The following is a 16,715-nucleotide window of genomic DNA, read 5'->3' as shown; positions in this document are numbered from 1 at the left end:
GAGGCGCGCCAACTCAATTATTTTTGTTGACGATTGGCACGGAACGGCTAAATCCCGCGGCTCGCGTGACGGGATTTTCCCTACCGCGGAAAGGCATTTTAGGGAGCCACACATCATGAAGAAGTTTGCTGCTATCGCCGTTGCTGCCAGCATGTTCGCCCTCGCCGCTTGCGGTGAAAAGGCTGCTGAAGAGCCCGCCGCCACCGAGACCCCGGCCGCTGACGCGACTGCCGAAGCCGGTGCCGACGCCGCCGCTGCTGGCGCCGACGCCGCCGCTGAAGGCGCCGAAGCTGCTGCCGCTGGTGCCGACGCTGCTGCGACCGCCGCTCCGGCCGACGCCGCTGCTGCTCCGGCCGCCGACGCCAAGGCTGCTCCGGCCGCTCCGGCTGAAGAAAAGAAGTAAGTCACAGCCCTTCGGGGCAATGACCGAAACGAAAGAGGCGGTCTTCCTTCGGGAAGGCCGCCTTTTTTCGTTTGGAGCTGTGGTCGTTGTGCCGGGATGACCGGTTTCGGGCGGCTGCCCTAATAATCCTCCCTGCGGCGAAGCCGTGGGGAGGGGGACCATGCGCAGCATGGTGGAGGGGTCGAGGCCTTGAGCGTCGGCTTCAGCCCGCCACCCCTCCACCACCGCTTCGCGGCGGTCCCCCTCCCCATCGCTTCGCGACAGGGAGGATTAGTATGGCCGCTAACCACCCAAAAGCCGCCATCCAGTGTCCGCTTCACCGACGGGATGGACTTGTCCTTATCCCCGCTCTAAGGCCCGTCGCGGTTCGGGGAGTAGCGCAGCCCGGTAGCGCGCCTGCTTTGGGAGCAGGATGTCGCAGGTTCGAATCCTGTCTCCCCGACCAATTCCCCCACCCGGCCCCTATCCCGCAGACGTCGCGATCAGCCGGGCGTAGAAATCGATCATGCGCTTGAAGCTGTCGATGCGCATATGTTCGTTGGTGCCGTGGATCATCGCCGATTCCTTCAGCGAGAAATGCATCGGCATGAAGCGATAGACGTCCTTCGACACCGGCTCCATGCTGCGGCTGTCGGTGCCCGCGACGACGAGCGTCGGGGTGAGCACCGCGTGCGGCGCGTCGGCGCGCGCGGCGGCGGCGATCCATTTCCAGCCCTGCGAGCTGGTCGACGAGACGCGCGACGGTTCGCGCGGGGTGCCGACCCAGGCGAGATCGACCTTGGCATCGCCGACCGCGGCCCTGGCGCGCGCCATCACGTCCGCCGAGCGATTCCACGGCGCGATGCGATAGTTGATCAGCGCATTGGCCGATTGCGGCAGGACATTCTCCTTGGGGCTGCCCTCCAGCATCGTCGGCGCGATGGTGGTGTGGAAGGCCGCGGCGGTGGTCGGCGCGCCGCCGAGCTGGCGCTTGAGCAGCGGTGCAAAGAGCCAGGGGTTGGCGACCGCCATCTTGGTGGTGCCGCCCTTCTTCGCGGCGAGCGCCTCGATCATCGAGGCGCCGGGACCGCGCAGCTCGATCGGGAAAGGATCGCCGGTGATATCCAGCACCGCCTTGGCGAGCGTCTCGACGCCGGTTTCGGCGGGCGGCATCGAGCTGTGACCGCCGGGGGCGTTGGCGGTGACCTTGAGCGTCGCATAGCCCTTTTCGGCGATGCCGATCATGATCGCGGGGCCGTCGATCACCGGCGTGTCGGTGAGCACGATGCTGCCCTCGTCGAGGGTGAAGATCGCCTGCACCCCCTGCCCCTTGAGCAGCGCCGCGGCGGCGACCGCGCCGCTGCCGCCCGCTTCCTCGTCATGGCCCGAGACAAGATAGATGCCGCGTTTGGGCTTGAAGCCCGATTTCGCCAGCGCCTCGACCGCCTCGAACAGCCCGATGAGCGAACCCTTGTCGTCGACGCTGCCGCGGCCCCACACCGCCTGCTCGGCGATCGTCCCGGCGAAAGGCGGATATTTCCAGTCCTTCTCGGTCCCCGCGGTCACCGGCACGACGTCCTGATGCGCCATCAGGATGATCGGTTCGAGCGACCCGTCGCTGCCCGCCCAATGATAGACCAGCGTCCGGTTGGGCAGGATCGTGCGCGTCATCGCGCCGTGCGTCGCCGGGTAGGTCGCCGCGAGCCAGGCGTGGAGCTTGTCCCATTCGGCGACCTGGTTCTCGGCGGGATCCTGGTGCGAGATCGTCGGGATCTGCGCCGCGGCGCTCAAATGCTGGACCGCGGCCGCAAGGTCGTAGGCGGGCGCCGCAGCGAGGCGGACGTCGCTGCCGTCGGCGATATCGGCGGGCGTGAAGCTCGCGGTGCGCACCGCGACGGTTCCGGCAACCATAGCGAGCACCGCCAGGCCGCCGAGCAGGATCACGCGCTTCTTCCCCATCATTCCCTCTCCTCTATCGTTCCCGATATGGAGCGGGATGGGTTTCGATTTGCAAGGAAAATGGTGGGCCCGGCAGGACTCGAACCCGCAACCTAGCCGTTATGAGCGGCCAGCTCTAACCATTGAGCTACAGGCCCCCGGGGGGGATGGCGTGGCGATAGCGGAGCGCGGCGAGCCTTGGCAAGCGGCAACGCTCAGCCCGCGGCCGAACGGCGCTCGGCCATCGCCAATATCTCGGTCGCGGTGGTCGATGCGATCCCGCGCTTCGCCAGATGCGCGAGCACCACGTCCCACCAGCGGTAGAAGGCGGCGAGGTCGGCATCGGTGCGGACATAGGGCGTGTTGCCCGGCCGGAGCGAGGGCGAGTGGAAGGAGAAGTTGAGCACCGGGAGCCGCTGCGCGATCGCGATGTCGATCGCCTTGCACGCGCGCTCGGCGGGAATGCCCTCGGGCGTCAGCGCGATGCGTTCGGACAGGCCGAGGCGCGCGAGCGCGGCGCGGCCGCTCGCGCCGGCGCGGTGATAGGCGGGGCGGCCGAGGTCCCCGAGCAGGCCGCCGAAGAGCGTCGTTACGGGAACTTCGAGGATCATCCGCCCCTGCGTCTCGACCCACCAGGGTTTGAGCGGCATCGCGTGATAATCGGGGCCGTAGCCGCGGCGATAGTCGAAGCCCGAGCGCACCGAGGTGTCGCAGCGGAAGCCGAGGTCGGCGAGCATCGCGGCGGTGTAGCCGCCGAGCCCGTAGCGCCCGGCGCGATAGACAAGCGGCTGGACGCCGAAGCGGCCCTGGATCGCATCGCGCAGCGCGGTCATCTTGGCGCGCTGGAGCTCGACGGGAAGGTTGCCGGTATAGCTGTTGCGCTCACCCACCGTCTCGTCGTGCGGCGGGGTGACCCAGGGGTGGAGCTGCGCGCCGATGTCACACCGCCCCGCCGCCTGCGCCGCGCCGAGGATGTCGACCGCGCCGTCGTCGGCGACGATCGGCCAGTCGACGAGATAGATGGGAGCAACCCCCGCGCCCTCGAAATAGCGTTGGCAATCGGCGAGCGCGGGGACCGAGTCGAGGCGGAAGCCCGTACGCGCGAAGGGCGCCGACCAGTCGAAATCCTCTTCGGTGTCGATGGTGACCCAGAAACGCGGGCGCTCGCCGTCGGCGAGCGTCACGACGTCGGACGCATGCGGAGACGCCAAAAGACTTCCGGCCTGCGGCACCGGATATTCCCCTATGTTCCCGAAGCGCCCCGCTCCGGTCAGTCGTGCTGCCGCGGGACCGGCTGGTCCGCAGCAGCGCCCGGACTGGCCGAGGGAAGGTGCAAGGTCAAGGCGTTATGCCCGATATCGAGGCGTCCCCCGGCAGCCCGCGCGAGGCTGTCGACGAGCCGCAGCGAAAAGCCGAGGCTGAGGATCGCGGCGCCCGGCGCATCGCCCTCGGGGCTGTAGCTCGGGTCGAGCAGGTCACGCGCCGGCGTGAAACGGATCGCCACGGGGCGGACGAGGCGCAGCTGCAGCTCGCCCTTCTCCACGCCGTCGGTGAGCAACTGGCCGACGAGCGCGCCGTTCGATTCGGAGACGTCGACGAGCGCGGTGATGAGGCGGCCGACCATGCGCCGCGCGGCGAGATCCTCGACCGCGGCATGAAAGGGCCCGCCGACGCGCGAGATGCTGATGCCGACGCCATGTTCGGCGAGCAAAGGCGCGAGGTCGCACTCGACCTGCGCGGTGATCGCGCCGATATCGCTGTTTTCGCCCGAGGGCGGGGCGGGTTCGGCGGCGGCGCGCGTCGCGGCCTGCAGGTCGTCGATCAGCGCCTGCACCGCGGCGGCGTCGGCGACGATCGTGTCGGCCATGGCGCGATAGGTGTGGCTGACGGGGCCGAACATCTGGCCCGAGATGATCTGCGCAAAGCCCGAGATCGCGTTCAAGGGACTGCGGAGTTCGTGGATCAGCTGGCGGATCGAATCGCCGGCATTATCCTCTTCGGCCGGCAGACCGTAGGGGATTTCGTTGCGCTGCGGACGGCGCGCGCTGCCGCGATAGCCGCGGAACTGACCGGTCGCGCGGTCGAACCAGGGGAGCGCCGAGAAGCGCCATTCGCCGGCGTCGGCTTCGGCCCCCTCGAGCATCATGCGCGCGTTGATCATCTCGGCGCGCTGGCGGAAGGCGCCCGCGGCGACGCCGTCGGTTCCGGGCTCGCCGCCGAGCGCCGCCTCGGCGATCGACAGGCCGATCACCGCGCCGCGCGGAATACCCTCGACCCAGTGGACCACGCCGTCGGGCCCGGTTTCGAAAAGGAAGCTGTCGCGCGCGGGCTGCGCCGGGCGAGGCTCGGGCGCCGACTGGCCGCGCGCCGACTGATATTTGTCGATGCGGCGGACGAGCTCGCTGATCTGGCTGGGTTCCGATTCGGCGGGCGCTGGCGCCGGAGTCGGCGCGGGCGCCGCTTCGACGATCGCGATCACCTCGGCCTCGGGCATCGGGTCGGGCTGCGGCAGCGCGACCGACGCGGCGCCGAGGCTGGCGAGCGCGCGCTTGACGCCCTCGGGCAGGTCGCCGCGCGCGGCCAGGAAGGAGCGCGCCATCGGTCCCGTCGCGGGCAGCAGCGCGAGCCAGTCGGCCTCCGACAATTGCGCATCGCGCAGCATCGCGAGCGACACCGCGGGCACGTCGTTGGCATAGAGCGCGACGATCGGCGCAAAGCGGCTGTGACGGGCGATGGCGCGCGCGCAGTCGCGGCGCACGCCTTCGGGGATCTGCGGACGCAGGACCGCGAGCGCGTGTAGCGAACGACGAATATCGTCATCGTCCAGTTGATTGCCGCGCTGCGCCAGAATATCGGAGAGCTGACGCCAAGCCGCGACGCATGACCGCCCGTCGGCCGGCGCCTGGCGCAAGATGGTCGCGATCATCGTATCGGCGGTCACGCGGTGCGGGCCCCCACCCCTTGAACTGGTTAGCGTATCTTTACCGGCTAGCGTGAATCCGCTGGTCATGAAAGCGCCTTAACCACGCGCGTCGCATTGTGGGACAATTGCAATCGCCTGAAATATAATTATGGTCATGCCGTTAGAGAGAAACGGAAGTTACAATGATGGCGAGCCAGAAATTCGATCAGATCGACCTGCAAATCCTGCACGAACTGCAGAAAAACGGGCGGATGACCAATGTCGAGCTGGCTCAGCTGGTGGGACTCACCGCCCCGCCCTGCCTCCGTCGCGTACGCGCGCTGGAAGAATCGGGGGTGATCCGCAGCTATCACGCCGACCTCGACGCGGCGAAGCTCGGTTACGGCATCACGGTGTTCGCGATGGTCAGCCTGCGCAGCCAGGCCGAGGCCGATCTGAAGGCGTTCGAGGATTATGTCGGCGCGCTGCCCGAGGTGCGCGAATGCTATATGCTGAACGGCGAGATCGACTTCCTGCTGAAGGTCGTCGCGCGCGACCTGCAGAGCTTCCAGTCCTTCCTGACCGCGCATCTGACGTCGGCGCCCAATGTGACGAGCGTGAAAACCTCGCTGACGATCCGCACCGCGAAACAGCTCGCGGGCATCCCGGTCGAGGCCTGAGCCGCCGTCCATATCCTCCCCATGGCCACGCCACGGGGAGGATATCAGGCCCGCGCCGAACCGCGGCGCTACCTTAGCCCCACACCCGCACGCGCTTGTCGGGCGCCAGATACAGCTTGTCGCCTTCCTTCACGTCGAACGCCTTGTACCAGGCGTCGAGGTTGCGCACCGTCAGCGCGCGGTACATGCCCGGCGCGTGGCCGTCGGTCGCGACGCGGGCGCGGAGCGCCTCGGCGCGCATCTTGGTCGCCCAGGTCTGCGCGAAGGCGATGAAGAAGCGCTGGTCGCCGGTGAAGCCGTCGATCACCGGCGCCTCCTTGCCGCCGAGCGAGGCGCGATAGGCGTCGTAAGCCGCCTGCAGTCCTGCAACGTCGGCGATGTTCTCGCCCAGCGTCAGCCGCCCGTTGAGCGCGAGGTCGGGGAACGGCTTGTACGTGTCGTATTGCGCAGCGAGCGCGTCGCCCGCGGCGTTGAACTTGGCGAGGTCGGCGGCGGTCCACCAGTTGCGCAGCGCGCCGGTCGCATCGAACGCCGCGCCATTGTTGTCGAAGCTGTGGCTGATCTCGTGGCCGATGACGGCCCCGATCGCGCCGTAATTGAACGCGGGGTCGGCCTTGGCGTTGAAGAAGGGCGGCTGGAGGATCGCGGCGGGGAAGTTCATCGCATTCTGGACGGGCAGGTTCACCGCATTGACCGTCTGCGGCACCATCCACCATTCGCCCTTGTCCATCGGCTTGCCGATCTTGGCGAGCTGATGCGCGGTCTCGGCCTTTTCGCCCGCGACGACATTGGCATAGGCGTCGGTCGCGCTGATCGTATAGGCGCCGTAATCGCGCCAGCTCTCGGGATAGCCGACGCCGACCGCGATCCCCTCGACCTTCTTGATCGCTTCCTTCTTGGTTTCGGGCGCCATCCATTCGATCGTCTCGACGCGCTTCGCAAAGGCCGCTTTTATGCCAGCGACCATGTCGGACACCTCGGCCTTCGCCGAGGCGCGGAAATATTTGTCGGCATAGGCCTTGCCCACCGCATCGCCGAGATAGATGTCGAGCGCGTCGAGCGCGCGCTTGTCGCGGGCGCGCTGCTGCGGGGTGCCGGCGAGCGTGGTGCCGTAGAAGGCGAAATGCACGCTGTCGACCGCGCTCGGCAGCACGTCGCTGTGGCTGTTGATCTGGTGGAAGACGAGCCAGTCCTTCCACGCGTCGAGCGGTTCGGAGGCGACGAGCGCCGAGAGGCCGGTGATCGCATTCGCATGATAGGCGCCGAACTTGCCCGCGCCGGCGAGGCCCGCGGCGCCGAACCAGGCGTCCCAGTCGATGCCGGGCGCCTTCTTGGCGAAATCGCCCTTGGTCCAGACCGCGGCGGATTTGGTGAAATCCTCGCTCTGTTCGCGCGTCGCATGCGCCTTGGCGATCTTGACCTCTAGGTCGTAGATGCGCTTGGCCTTCGCGGCAGCGTCGGGCTGCCCCGCGGCGGTCAGCAGCTTGGCGATATAGGCCTGATATTGGTCACGGATCGCAGCCATCTTGGGATCGGCCGACAGATAATATTCGCGCTCGGGCAAACCGAGACCGCCTTGCAGCATATAGGGGATGACTTCGCCCGGGGTGGCGAGCCCCTGAGTCACGAAGAGGCCGAAGAGATTTTCGGTGCCGAAATCGGTGGCGTTGAGCGGGTCGACGTCGGCGCGCGTCTGCTCGCCGAGCACCTTCGACAGCGCGGCCTTGTCGGCGATCGCGTCGAAGCGCGCGATGTCGGCGGCGACGGGTTTCATCCCCGCGGCGTCGATCGCCTTGGTATCGGTATAGGCCTTGTAGAAAGCGGCGATGCGGCCCTCGTTGGTGTCGGCAGCGGCGTCGCCCTTGACGATCGCGTCGACCAGCTCGCGGTTGCGCTTTTCGGTTTCGAGCTGCGCCACATAGAAGGCACCGATCGACGAGCGGTCGGCAGGGATTTCGGTGGTCTTGTCCCAATTGCCGTTGGCGTAAGCGTAGAAATCGTCGCCCGGCTTGGCCGCCGAGTCCATCGCGGCCTTACTGATGCCGAGGTCGGTGCCGACGGTGTAAGCGGCGCTGCTTTCCTCCTTGCCGCTGGTACAGGCGGCGGTGGAGCCGAGGATGGCGGCGCTGGACAGCAGGATGGCGAGGAAGCGATGGTTCATGGCGGACGACCTTGTGTTGGGAAAATATGCCGAAGCAACGGGCCTGTGTGCCGATGGTTTCAACGCCACCCGATTTCGGCCTGCGGCGCTTTCCAATCGACGAACGACCGGCTAACCCCGCCTTTCTGAACGGGAGAGAAATCGACGTGAGCGCACCGGTCCTGGGAACCATGATCAATGCCGATGGCGAGGGCTATCGCGCCAATGCCGCGCATAACGAAGCGCTGAAGGATGAGCTGCGCGCGCGCGTCGCCGAAGCGGCGCTGGGCGGCAACGAAAAATCGCGCGAGCGCCACACGAGCCGCGGCAAATTGCTGCCGCGCGAACGCGTCGAGCGGCTGCTCGATCCGGGCTCGCCCTTCCTCGAAATCGGCCAGCTCGCGGCGAACGACCTCTATGAGGGCGAAGTGCCCGGCGCCGGGCTGATCTGCGGCATCGGGCGCGTGTCGGGGCGCCAGTGCATGATCGTGTGCAACGACGCCACGGTGAAGGGCGGCACCTATTATCCGATGACGGTGAAGAAGCATCTCCGCGCGCAGGAGATTGCCGAGGCGAACCGCCTGCCGTGCATCTATCTCGTCGACAGCGGCGGCGCGAACCTGCCGCACCAGGACCAGGTCTTTCCCGACCGCGATCATTTCGGGCGCATCTTCTTCAACCAGGCGACGATGTCGGCGAAGCGCATCCCGCAGATCGCCTGCGTGATGGGCAGTTGCACCGCGGGCGGCGCCTATGTGCCCGCGATGTCGGACGAAACCGTGATCGTGCGCAATCAGGGCACGATCTTCCTCGCCGGCCCGCCGCTGGTGAAAGCGGCGACGGGCGAGGAAATCAGCGCCGAGGACCTCGGCGGCGGCGATCTCCACGCGAAGAAATCGGGCGTCGTCGATCATCTCGCCGAGAATGACGAGCATGCGCTGACGATCGTGCGCGATATCGTCAGCCATTTGGGGAGCGACGCGGGGTTCGACGTGGCGATCAAGGATCCGCGGCCGCCCAAATATGATGCGGCCGAGCTCTATGGCGTGATCCCGCAGGATGTGCGCGCGCCTTATGACGTGCACGAGGTGATCGCGCGCGTCGTCGACGGCAGCGAGTTTCACGAGTTCAAGGCGAATTACGGCAGCACCTTGGTGTGCGGCTTCGCGCATATCTGGGGCATCCCGGTCGCGATCCTCGCCAACAACGGCGTACTGTTCAGCGAAAGCGCCGTGAAGGGCGCGCATTTCATCGAATTGGCGCAGCAGCGGCGCATTCCCCTGCTCTTCCTGCAGAATATCAGCGGCTTCATGGTCGGTGGGAAGTATGAGGCCGAAGGCATTGCAAAACATGGCGCGAAGCTGGTGACCGCGGTCGCGACCGCGACGGTGCCGAAGATCACGGTGCTGATCGGCGGCAGCTTCGGCGCAGGCAATTATGGGATGTGCGGGCGCGCCTATTCGCCGCGGTTTTTGTTCACCTGGCCCAATGCGCGGATTTCGGTGATGGGCGGCGAGCAGGCGGCGAGCGTGCTGGCGACGGTGCATCGCGACGCCGACAAATGGACGCCCGAGGAGGCCGAAGCCTTCAAGGCGCCGATCCGGCAGAAATATGAAGACGAAGGCAACCCCTATCACGCGACCGCGCGGCTGTGGGACGATGGCATCATCGACCCGGCCCAGACGCGCGATGTGCTGGGGCTGGCCTTTGCTGCAACGCTGAATGCGCCGGTGGAAGAGCGCGGGTTCGGGGTGTTCAGGATGTGATCCTATGGGAGATGAGCCATGTTTGAAGCCAGAACGACGGAAGATCTAATGCGGATTGCCGCAGCCGGAGGTGGCATGGAGCTTAGAGGAAGCGCTCGTACGACCGAAGATTTGATGCGAATTGCATCAGCAGCATCTGGAAAAGGAGCCCGGCTATTCATTCGTGGAATGAGCGCTCGTACGACCGAAGACTTGATGCGCATTGCTGCCGCTGGAAAAGGTTGTGTCGTGTTCGCTGATAAGCTTCCGGACTAGGTGGAAATGACCCACTCCCTCCTCATCGCCAATCGCGACGATCCTCCCCGGTACGGGGAGGGGGACCATGCGAAGCATGGTGGAGGGGTACGGGCAGGCATGCGCGGCGGCGTGAATCTGGAAACGACGGTCCCTGATTTTTGGCAGGCGCAAATCGGAAATCAAAGGTCTATCTTACCCGCATGTGCCCCTCCACCACCCTTCGGGTGGTCCCCCTCCCCGTTCCGGGGAGGATCGGTTTTGTGATCAATGGGCCGCAGGAGACGCTCAAGCGTGCGCGCAAGTTGCGGAGCGAGATGAGCCTGCCAGAGCTTATGCTCTGGCGCGTGCTTAGAGGGAGACCGGACGGTTTCAAGTTTCGGCGTCAGCATCCGGCGGGCGTCTACATATTGGACTTCTATTGCCCGGCAGTACGCCTGGCCATCGAAGTGGATGGCAAAGCTCATGAAGGCGAACGGGCGGCACAACAGGATGCAGCCCGGTCGAACTTCCTGAAATCGCAGCATGTCGCGACTCTGCGTGTGCCGGCGACGGCCATCATGACAGGTCTGGAGAGCGCGGTGACGCGAATAGTTGAAGTGTGCAAGGAACGGGCAATGAAGATCAGCGAACGGCAAGGTAACCCGCCTGTGCCCCTCCACCATCCTTCGGATGGTCCCCCTCCCCGTTCCGGGGAGGATCGGCTGTGATCCAATCCCTCCTCATCGCCAATCGCGGCGAAATCGCCTGCCGTATCATCCGCACCGCGCGCGAGATGGGTATCCGAACAATTGCGGTCTATTCGGACGCCGACGCGAAGGCGCTGCATGTGCGCGAGGCCGATGAGGCGGTGCATATCGGGCCTTCCCCGGCGCGCGATAGCTATCTGATCGGCGAGAAGATCATCGCCGCCGCCAAGGCCACCGGGGCGGAAGCGATCCATCCCGGATACGGTTTTCTCTCCGAGAATGCCGAGTTCGCCCAGGCGGTCGCCGATGCGGGGCTCGTCTGGGTCGGGCCCAAGCCTTCGTCGATCACCGCGATGGGGCTGAAGGACGCCGCGAAGAAGCTGATGGCCGCGGCCGGCGTGCCGGTGACGCCGGGCTATATGGGCGAGAACCAGGACCCCGCCTTCCTCGGCGAGCAGGCCGCACAGATCGGCTACCCCGTGCTGATCAAGGCGGTTGCGGGCGGCGGCGGCAAGGGGATGCGCAAGGTCGATGCCGCCGTAGACTTCGCCGATGCGCTCGCCTCGTGCCAGCGCGAGGCGGCGGCGTCGTTCGGCAACGACCATGTGCTGATCGAGAAATATATCCTGACCCCGCGCCATATCGAGGTGCAGGTGTTCGGCGACACGCACGGCAATGTCGTGCATCTGTTCGAGCGCGACTGCTCGCTCCAGCGCCGCCACCAGAAAGTCATCGAGGAGGCCCCTGCCCCCGGCATGGACGAAGCGACGCGCGCCGAACTCTGCGCCGCCGCGGTGCGCGCCGCGAAGGCGGTCGATTATGTCGGCGCAGGGACGATCGAGTTTATCGCCGACGCCAGCGAAGGCCTCCGCGCCGACCGCATCTGGTTCATGGAAATGAACACGCGGCTGCAGGTCGAGCATCCGGTGACCGAGGAGATTACCGGGGTCGACCTCGTCGAATGGCAGCTGCGCGTCGCGTCGGGCGAGCCGATCCCGCTGGCGCAGGACGAACTGGCGATCAACGGCTGGGCGATGGAAGCGCGGCTCTATGCCGAGGATCCCGCCAAGGGTTTCCTGCCCTCGATCGGCACGCTCGAGCTGTTCCAGCTCCCCGAGCATAGCGGGCGCGTCGATACCGGCGTCTATGAGGGTGCCGAAGTCTCGCCCTTCTATGACCCGATGATCGCCAAGGTGATCGCCTGGGGCGAGGACCGTGAGGAGGCGCGCGAATTGCTGTCCGAGATGCTCGAGGACAGCGCGATCTGGCCGGTGAAGAGTAATTCGGCATTCCTTATCAACGCGCTCGACCACCCCGATTTCGTCGCCGGCAGCGTCGATACCGGGCTGATCGGCCGCGACGGCGACAGCATGACCGCCGAGCCCGAACCGTCGGCGCAGGCGCTGACCAACGCCGCGATGGCGATGACGCCGCGGTCGCTCCAGGCAGGCTTCCGCCTCAATGCGCCCGACGTGCGTAGCGCGCCCTTCCTGCTCGACGGCAAGCGCGTCGAGGTGGCGCTCCATGGCCCCGGCGCCGAGGACCCGGCGCCCGCGATGCTCGTCGCCGAGAGCGGGTCGGTGTGGCAGCTCGCCCCATGGCGCGCCGCGGGAAGCACCGGCGGCGCGGCGGGCGATGGCGCGATCCTGTCGCCGATGCCGGGCAAGGTCATCGCGGTCGACGTCGCAGCGGGCGACAAGGTGACCAAAGGCCAGAAATTGCTGACGCTCGAGGCGATGAAGATGGAGCACAGCCTGACCGCGCCCTTCGACGGGGTCGTCGCCGAACTCAACGCGGTCGCCGGCGGACAGGTACAGGTCGAGGCGTTGCTGGTGCGGATCGAGAAGGAAGAGGGCTGATGGCCGGCAAATATTTCGACGAATGGGCGGTCGGCGACACGCTGACTCACGACATCCGCCGCACGGTGACCGAGACCGACAATCTGCTCTTCACGACGATGACGCACAATCCGCAGCCCTTGCACCTCGACATCGAGGCGGCGAAGGCGTCGGAATTCGGCCAGATCCTGGTCAACGGCACCTTCACCTTCAGCCTGATGATCGGGCTGTCGGTCGGCGATACGACGCTGGGGACGCTGGTCGCGAACCTGGGGTATGACAAGCTGGTGATGCCCAAGCCGGTGTTCATCGGCGACACGCTCTATGCGACGAGCGAGGTGGTGGGGCTCAAGGAGAGCAAGTCGCGGCCGAATGCGGGGATCGTGACCTTCCTGCACAAGGCGATCAACCAGCGCGGCGAGACGGTGTGCCAGTGCGAGCGATCGGCGCTGCTGAAGAAAAGCACCGCCTGACCATTTTCGTATAGCCCCGTGCTTGTCGAAGCATGGCTTCAGGCCGATAAGCGCGCTTCGACAGGCTCAGGACTATGGAAAAACTATGAGATTACGCTCGCTCCTCTTCGTCCCCGGCGACCGCCCCGAGCGCTTCGCCAAGGCCGCCGCGTCGGGCGCCGATGCGATCATCCTCGACCTCGAGGATTCGGTCAGCCTCGCGAACAAGGACGCCGCGCGCCACGCGATCGCCGACTATCTGGCGGGCTCGCGCGAGGTGATCACGCTGGTGCGCGTGAACCCGCTCGACGGGCATCTGACCGCCGCCGACGTCGCCGCGATTATCGGCGCGCGGCCCGATGCGATCATGCTGCCCAAGGCCGAAGGCGCGCCGAGCATCCTGCAACTCGACACCATCCTGCGCAGCGAATCCGCCGAAGACGCCTCGCTCCCCGCGATCCTGCCGATCGCGACCGAGACCCCCGCAGCGATCTTCACGCTCGGCAGCTACCGCGAAGTGAAGGACCGGCTGCTCGGGCTGACCTGGGGCGCCGAGGACCTGCCCGCGGCGATCGGCGCGACGACCAGCCGCGAGGCCGACGGTGGCTACACCTCGCCCTATGAGGTCGCGCGCGCGATGACGCTCTTTGCCGCGCACGCTGCCGGCACCGCCGCCGTCGATACGGTCTTCCCGGCGATCAAGGACGAGGCCGGGCTCGCCGCCTATGCGGCGCGCGCGCGGCGCGACGGCTTCACGGGCATGATGGCGATCCACCCGTCGCAGGTCGGCCCGATCAACGCCGCCTTCACGCCCGCCGCCGAGGAAGTTGCGCGGGCGCAGGCGATCGTCGATGCCTTTGCGGCGAACCCCGACGTCGGCGTGCTGCAGGTCGACGGCAAGATGGTCGACGCGCCGCACCTCAAGCAGGCGCGGCATATCCTGTCGCTGGCGGACTGATCAGGCCATACAGGACGGCCCGCGGACCCATTTCGATGTTTCGTGGCTGCGGAAGCGGACCATGCCCTGGCTGGTCTGCATGGTGACGACATTGTCGAACTCCATGCTGGTGCGCGTATAGGTGCCCCGCACCGTGACCTGGAGGTTGCCGTTGGGGTCGCCCGCGATCTTGCAGTTGAGATAGCCGCTGATCCGCCCGCCGTTCATCTTGAAAGAGCCGATGGTGCACGCCGACTGCTTGCCCGGATCGAACAGCTCGACATCGGGTTTCGCCGCGACCTTTTCGCCGATGCAATCCTCGGGATCGGGGTCGGTTTCCATGAGCTGCTTGAACTGCGCCTCATATTCGGGGGCGATTTCCTCGGGAAAGAGGATCTTCACGACCTCGCGCTTGCTCGTCCAGATGCCGGGTTCGATCGGATTGTCGGCGACCGCGGCGCTCGGGTCGCCACCGCCGCCGGACGTCCCGCCCGTCCACCAGAGCCCGCCCGCGAACAGGCCGGCGAGTGCGAGCCCGCCGACCCCGAGCGTCAGCGGGCGGCGCAGCCACGGCTTGACCGCGACCGGCGGGCGGGATGGCGGCGCTGCAGGGGCCGAAGCCACCGCGCCGGTCATCGCCGCGACGATGCGCTCGACCGCCTGCTCCTCGCCGGCGAACCAGTCGATCCACTGATAATCCTTGAGCCAATAGGCGAGCCCCTGCGCCGGGACATCCTCCAGCCGCACGGGCAAGATCTGCTTGCTGCCGTCCTCGCCGAGCATCAATTCGCGCTTCACATGGCGCGACTGGTCCGATTGCGCGCAGAAGAGCAGGACGATGGCGTCCGACCTTGCGATCTGGTCGAGGATCGCCTGGTCGAAGGCCGTGCCCGCCGCGATGTCGTCGGGCGCCAGCCAGCCGTCGATGCCGCGCTCCTTCAGCAGCGTCTTCAGTCGGCGCGCGACCGCGACCTGCGAGCTGTGGTGGCTGATGAAGGCGGAAAGCCGCCTTGCCGGGTCGGGCGTGGTTTGGGCATCGCTCATCGCCGGTCATCATATGGCGGCGCGGCGTCACCGCAAGTGCCTATGGTCACAGGCGAAATGCCAATCAGCGTCCACGGATGCGCCGTATCCACGCCCTACCCTTGTGCCAGTTCTTGCGCATCCCGCGCTCGGGGATCGCGTCGAACATCGCGTCGGGGCTTTCGGGGTCGAGCAGTTCGTGCTCGGCGATATATTCGTCGAACGGCCCCGGCTTGACGAGGTCGAGCAGTTCGAGCGAGCGCCCCTCGCCGCTGCGCAGGCCCTCGATCGTGTCGATCAGCGACCCCGACGCTTCGAACCCGCGGCCGACCATCACCGGTTCGACGCCGAGATGCTCGGCGATCAGCGATTCGCGAAGGCGCCGGATCGTCGGCTCGACCCCGGTGTTCGCCGACAAGGCCGCGTCGATCGTGACGTCGCATTCGCTGTCGAGCCCCATCGAACGGTTGTTCATGTTCGCCGATCCGACGCGGATCATGCGGTCGTCGACGATCGCGGTCTTGGCGTGGACGTAGATGGGCTCGCCGCCCGCGGTGTGCGGGACATAGACGCGGAGGCGATCGCCGTGCTTCGCCTTGGCGATCTCGCGCACCAGCTGCACGCGCGCGGCGTCCATCGCCATCTGCTCGAGCCAGCCGTCGGCGGTCTTGGGCATGACAATAACGAATTCGGGGGCGTCGTCCTCGTTCAGCCGCTCGGCGATCGCGGCGGCGATCCTGGCGCTCGTGAAATATTGATTCTCGAAATAGATGAAGCGCTTGGCGGCCGCGATCATGTCGAGATAGAGCTGCTCGATCTCGCGAATTTCCTCATAACCGTCATATTCGGCGCGGGTGCGCGAGATGGCGACGTCGACGCCGAAGAAGTCGGGCTCAAGGTCGTCGGGCCAATTCTCGCCATCGCCCTCAATCTCGCGCAGCGGCTTCTTGGTCGCGCGCTGCCAGCGCTCGTTGCCGAGTTCGGCGAGCGCATTGCCGACGGGGCCGGCGAGGATCATCGTCGAATCGTGCCAAGGCATATAGGATTTGCCGTCGGGGTCGGTGCGGTGGCCGTCGCCGTCAGGGTGGTCGCGCGTGTCCCAGCGCCGCGAGCTGACGTCGATGCCGCCACACACCGCGAGATGATCGTCGAACACCGCGACCTTCTGGTGATGGCTGCACCCCAGCGGATGCGCGCTGTCCATGCGGAAGCTGATCGCGCGGGTCAGTTTCCAGCGCGCGATCATCGTCACGATCGCCGGCGAGAAGAATTGCTTCAACCCGCCGAAATTCCAGCGGAGGATGTCGATGTCGCGACCGGGCGTATCGTGCGCGAGGCGGAGCAGATAATGGCCGAGCGCCTCGCCCCTCCCCTTTTCGTCGGGGCATAAGGGAATGCGCGGGTCGAAGTCCCAGCCGATGAGCAGGATGCGCTGTTTCGCGCCCGCCATCAGGTCCCTGAGCAGCGCGTAATAATCCGCGGCGTCGACGATCATCCGCGCCTTGTCGGCGCGTTCGATCCGCCAGCAATTGCGGCCCTCGACGACGATCGGGGAAAGCGCACCCTCGCTCATGACCGCACTGACGCGCTGGGGGTGATTTGGTTGCGAGCCCTTTCCGTGAAATCGTCGCTGACCGGCGGGCGACCCGAAAAGACCCATGGCGAGACAAAGGACAGGGCCGGACGCGCTGGACGGAAGTTGACTAAGTTGACGCCCCATCGCGCGCGGGAACA

At 66.6% G+C, this 16,715-nt stretch carries 13 protein-coding genes and 2 tRNA genes; 8 read left to right on the top strand and 7 right to left on the bottom strand.

Annotated features, from left to right (window positions below):
- The first annotated feature begins 115 nt into the window (after positions 1-115).
- Together ATE62_RS11700 and ATE62_RS11695 are read left to right on the top strand one after the other, a co-directional pair.
- Positions 116-403, top strand: a complete 288-nt coding sequence (locus ATE62_RS11700; protein ID WP_058809409.1) for a hypothetical protein — start codon at positions 116-118, stop codon at positions 401-403.
- A gap of 368 nt (positions 404-771) precedes the next feature.
- Positions 772-848 (top strand) — tRNA-Pro (locus ATE62_RS11695).
- A gap of 17 nt (positions 849-865) precedes the next feature.
- Here ATE62_RS11695 and ATE62_RS11690 read toward each other — a convergent pair.
- The 4 genes from ATE62_RS11690 to ATE62_RS11675 all read right to left on the bottom strand — a co-directional run bounded on the left by ATE62_RS11690 (position 866) and on the right by ATE62_RS11675 (position 5,261).
- The gene (locus ATE62_RS11690) at positions 866-2,344 is read right to left on the bottom strand and encodes a M20 family peptidase (protein WP_231736249.1); all 1,479 of its coding nucleotides are present in this window, start codon (positions 2,342-2,344) and stop codon (positions 866-868) included.
- A gap of 58 nt (positions 2,345-2,402) precedes the next feature.
- Positions 2,403-2,478, bottom strand: a tRNA-Ile gene (locus ATE62_RS11685).
- Positions 2,479-2,535: 57 nt separating this feature from the next.
- Positions 2,536-3,531 (bottom strand): polysaccharide deacetylase family protein, encoded by a 996-nt coding sequence (locus ATE62_RS11680; protein ID WP_058809410.1) that lies wholly within the window; start codon positions 3,529-3,531, stop codon positions 2,536-2,538.
- 59 nt (positions 3,532-3,590) lie between these two features.
- On the bottom strand, positions 3,591-5,261 hold the full coding sequence (locus ATE62_RS11675) for a histidine kinase dimerization/phospho-acceptor domain-containing protein (protein WP_231736248.1): 1,671 nt from the start codon (positions 5,259-5,261) through the stop codon (positions 3,591-3,593).
- Between the two features lie 167 nt (positions 5,262-5,428).
- Here ATE62_RS11675 and ATE62_RS11670 point away from each other — a divergent pair, with 167 nt between their 5' ends.
- On the top strand, positions 5,429-5,902 hold the full coding sequence (locus ATE62_RS11670; RefSeq protein WP_058809426.1) for an Lrp/AsnC family transcriptional regulator: 474 nt from the start codon (positions 5,429-5,431) through the stop codon (positions 5,900-5,902).
- 73 nt (positions 5,903-5,975) lie between these two features.
- Here ATE62_RS11670 and ATE62_RS11665 read toward each other — a convergent pair whose 3' ends face one another.
- Positions 5,976-8,063: a M13 family metallopeptidase gene (locus ATE62_RS11665; RefSeq protein WP_058809411.1), complete on the bottom strand. Its 2,088-nt coding sequence runs from the start codon at positions 8,061-8,063 to the stop codon at positions 5,976-5,978.
- Positions 8,064-8,209: 146 nt separating this feature from the next.
- On the opposite strand from ATE62_RS11665, the gene ATE62_RS11660 reads away from it, so the two are divergent.
- From ATE62_RS11660 to ATE62_RS11640, 5 genes are all read left to right on the top strand, one after another.
- Positions 8,210-9,808, top strand: a complete 1,599-nt coding sequence (locus ATE62_RS11660; protein ID WP_058809412.1) for a carboxyl transferase domain-containing protein — start codon at positions 8,210-8,212, stop codon at positions 9,806-9,808.
- Between the two features lie 497 nt (positions 9,809-10,305).
- Positions 10,306-10,752: an endonuclease domain-containing protein gene (locus ATE62_RS11655; RefSeq protein WP_058809427.1), complete on the top strand. Its 447-nt coding sequence runs from the start codon at positions 10,306-10,308 to the stop codon at positions 10,750-10,752.
- Positions 10,749-12,590 (top strand): acetyl/propionyl/methylcrotonyl-CoA carboxylase subunit alpha, encoded by a 1,842-nt coding sequence (locus tag ATE62_RS11650; RefSeq protein WP_058809413.1) that lies wholly within the window; start codon positions 10,749-10,751, stop codon positions 12,588-12,590. The genes ATE62_RS11655 and ATE62_RS11650 overlap by 4 nt, the downstream gene beginning before the upstream one ends.
- Positions 12,590-13,042, top strand: a complete 453-nt coding sequence (locus ATE62_RS11645; protein WP_058809414.1) for a MaoC family dehydratase — start codon at positions 12,590-12,592, stop codon at positions 13,040-13,042. The genes ATE62_RS11650 and ATE62_RS11645 overlap by 1 nt, the downstream gene beginning before the upstream one ends.
- Positions 13,043-13,127: 85 nt before the next feature.
- Positions 13,128-13,979, top strand: coding sequence for an HpcH/HpaI aldolase/citrate lyase family protein (locus ATE62_RS11640; protein ID WP_058809415.1), 852 nt, complete (start codon positions 13,128-13,130; stop codon positions 13,977-13,979).
- On the opposite strand, the gene ATE62_RS11635 is transcribed toward ATE62_RS11640, so the two are convergent.
- Together ATE62_RS11635 and ATE62_RS11630 are read right to left on the bottom strand one after the other, a co-directional pair.
- On the bottom strand, positions 13,980-15,002 hold the full coding sequence (locus tag ATE62_RS11635; RefSeq protein WP_058809416.1) for a TIR domain-containing protein: 1,023 nt from the start codon (positions 15,000-15,002) through the stop codon (positions 13,980-13,982).
- A 64-nt stretch (positions 15,003-15,066) separates the two neighbouring features.
- A complete protein-coding gene (locus ATE62_RS11630; RefSeq protein ID WP_058809417.1) occupies positions 15,067-16,554 on the bottom strand; it encodes a phospholipase D-like domain-containing protein in 1,488 nt (495 codons plus the stop codon).
- Positions 16,555-16,715: the final 161 nt, after the last annotated feature.

Origin of the sequence: Sphingopyxis sp. HIX, from assembly GCF_001468285.1 — a bacterium.
In the GTDB taxonomy this organism is placed as follows: domain Bacteria; phylum Pseudomonadota; class Alphaproteobacteria; order Sphingomonadales; family Sphingomonadaceae; genus Sphingopyxis.
This window is presented reverse-complemented; position numbering and strand designations above follow the sequence as displayed.